Raw genomic sequence first — 2,821 nt, forward strand, 5'->3', positions numbered from 1 at the left:
GGCCTTCATCGCCGCGCTGCTGGCGGCCGAGAAGACGGCGTTCAAGGAGTTCGAGGGAACGCCCTATTTCGAGGGCTGCCTGCCGATCGAAGTGATGGCCGAGCGTGGGACCGAGACGCTGCGTTATGGACCGATGAAGCCCGTCGGCCTGTCAAATCCGCATCGGCCCGGCATGAGGCCTTATGCCGTCGTGCAGCTTCGCCAGGACAACGCGCTCGGCACGCTGTGGAATATGGTCGGCTTCCAGACCAAGCTGAAACACGGCGAGCAGATGCGCGTGTTCCGCATGATTCCGGGCCTCGAACGGGCCGAGTTCGCGAGACTCGGGGGGCTACATCGCAACACGTTCCTCAATAGCCCCAAGCTGCTGGATACGAGCCTTCGCCTGAAGGCCGACCCGCGGCTGAGGTTTGCCGGCCAGATCACCGGCGTCGAAGGCTATGTCGAGTCCGCCGGCATCGGGCTGCTCGCCGGACGGTTTGCCGCCGCCGAGCAGCTCGGTCAGCCGATCTCGCCGCCGCCACCGACCACGGCGCTTGGTGCGCTTCTTGCCCACATCACCGGCGGTCATCTGAACGCAGACGGCGAAGGCGCCGCGCGGAGCTTCCAGCCGATGAACGTGAATTTCGGGCTCTTCCCGCCCATCGCCGAGAGGACGGCGAAACGCGGCCCGAAGGGCCTCGATCGCAAGCGGGCGCTGACCGGTCGCGCGCTCGCCGATCTCGATGTCTGGCTCGGCCGCTCAACCTCGGTCGCGGCCGAGTAGAGCGCTAGCCCGCTCTGCCGAGCACGAGCCAGAAGCGGAGCAGCGAGATGTCGAAGTCGGGCTCCTGATAGGTGCCGTTCAGATTGTCGATGATCATCGTGCCGTCGAGGCCGCTCGCGGCGGCTTTCAACGCGATCGGCCGATGGTCCATGACGTTGGGCCAGCCCCGCGCATAGACCTCCTTCACCGCTTGGTCGATATCGAAGCTGGCCGTCGCGCCATCTTCGAGGCGAGCGCTAAGCTTTCGGTCAGCGAGCGCGAGCGTGACGGTTCCGAGCCCATCCACGACAACGGTCTTGGGCGCGATTGCAAGGACCGGGGTGCTTGCCTCGAACACAATAGGCCCGATCACATAGGCGTCCTTGGGCGGCGCGAGCACAATAGGCGTATTGGAATGATGGGTGAAATGGACGACGCCCGAAGAGTTCCCGAGGTCGGCACGAAGTCCAAGCGCAAGGAGCAGATCTCGCGCGGTCTCATCGGGACTCTTGCCCGCGGCGAAGGGGTCGTTCGGAAGGCCGGCGAACCACGGCGCAAGCAAATGAAGCGCGCGGTGCGTGTTGAGGTACCACTCGATGCTCCGCGCGCGCCACGCCTCGCTGCCGAGCGGATTCTCGGGAGCGCCCTCTCCGCGCGGCACGATCCTGCCCTCCACCAACATGCCCTTCGCGGTCAACAACTCGGCGAGCTGTTGCTTCTGGCTCATGACCGAGACGCCGATGGCGCCGCCGGGTCCGAATGACGCGGCAAGCATCAGGGCGGCGAGCACGCCGGGCACGGGCCGCAAGTCGAAATCCCCACCGCGCGCGACCCGCAAGCCTGCCAGGATCAGCGCCCAAACGCCGATCAAGACCATGAGATAGCGCTGCTCGGTCACGCCGTAGTCGGCGATGCGGCGGCCGACGGCGACGAACAGGAGCAGCACGGGAAGCGCGGTCAGCTCGACCCAATAGTTGAAGAAGAAGCGCACGTGCGCCCCACCGGTCTCTCGGCTCGGATAGCCGACGAGCAAGGTCGCAGCACCAACCAGGAGATAACCAACGACCATGCCGCCGAGCGTGCCCTTAGGCAGCTCCCAGGCGAGGGCAATCTTGACCGCATATGCATAGAGGATCGCGGTGTAGACGAGGAGCAGCGGCACGAGCACGAATTTTGTGAGCGCGGCCGCCGCGCGCATGGTGAAGTCGCCTTCTTCGCGCGCGGTGATGGGGTCGGTGAAGCTCGACGGGGCGAAGGCGAGGAAGCTCACCGGCGCCACGAAGCAGAGGCCGAGCGTGGCGATGTGCTCCTGCATGTGGGCGGGCGGTGTGAGCCCGAACAGCAGCTTTACCGTTTCGATGATGGCAACGAGCCCGGCGGCAAACAGGCCGGCGCCCACTGCCGCGAGCGCAGCCCCGAGCCAGAGGCGATGATTGAAGAGCCAGAAGGCGGCGTTGGACCCTTGCCGGCCGAGATAGGCGGCCAGTCCGACGAGGATGAGCAAGGCGCCGAGTAGGAGATGCGGGCTGACCCAAAGCTCCCAGAAGAAATGGAACAATGCGGCGATGGCGGCGATGCCGGCAATCCACAGCGCAACGCGCGCGGCGAATGGGCGCCTCCCGCTCTCGCTGAACAAATCGACGGCGACTGCCCATAAGAACGACGCGACGAGCGCCCCCATGATCCTCATATCGACGTCGCGAGCGAAGTCGTGATTGAGGCGATAGAAAGTGAGCAGTCCCGCGATCAAAACGGGGAGCGGAAAGCGCGAGGCCGCGGCCGCCAGATCGGGACGCCTTCGCCGCCACCAGGATGTGCGCAGCGCTTCGACCATCTCGTTCGTTCCCTGCCTCCCGTGCCTAGTTGGCGCGCGCCAGGCGCCACAGGCGATAAAGCGGGTTGATGTCGGCGATCTCGCGCAAGGGGTCGCGCCCAACCTTCTTGAGTGTGGAAAGATAAGGCCCAACCAGGGACAAGGGAATGAATGCGCCGCGCGCGGTCGGATCGAGCCTGGCAATCTCCGCCCGCGCCTCGGCCAAGGACTCACACGCGCTCGCGCGGAGTTCGGCAAGCAGG

The 2,821-nt window shown here is 65.8% G+C and carries 2 protein-coding genes and 1 pseudogene; 1 reads left to right on the forward strand and 2 read right to left on the reverse strand.

Annotation, left to right across the window (positions count from 1 at the left end):
• Positions 1 to 766 (forward strand): methylenetetrahydrofolate--tRNA-(uracil(54)-C(5))-methyltransferase (FADH(2)-oxidizing) TrmFO (gene trmFO, locus VFB18_RS06195; RefSeq protein ID WP_324972325.1); only part of this gene is annotated, 766 nt, incomplete at its 5' end.
• Between the two features lie 4 nt (positions 767 to 770).
• Here trmFO and VFB18_RS06200 read toward each other — a convergent pair.
• Together VFB18_RS06200 and VFB18_RS06205 are read right to left on the reverse strand one after the other, a co-directional pair.
• A complete protein-coding gene (locus VFB18_RS06200) occupies positions 771 to 2,579 on the reverse strand; it encodes a DUF4153 domain-containing protein (protein WP_324972328.1) in 1,809 nt (602 codons plus the stop codon).
• Positions 2,580 to 2,604: 25 nt separating this feature from the next.
• Positions 2,605 to 2,821: pseudogene (locus VFB18_RS06205) on the reverse strand (phytoene/squalene synthase family protein); the annotation flags it as partial.

Origin of the sequence: Methyloceanibacter sp., from assembly GCF_035650995.1 — a bacterium.
GTDB lineage: Bacteria > Pseudomonadota > Alphaproteobacteria > Rhizobiales > Methyloligellaceae > Methyloceanibacter.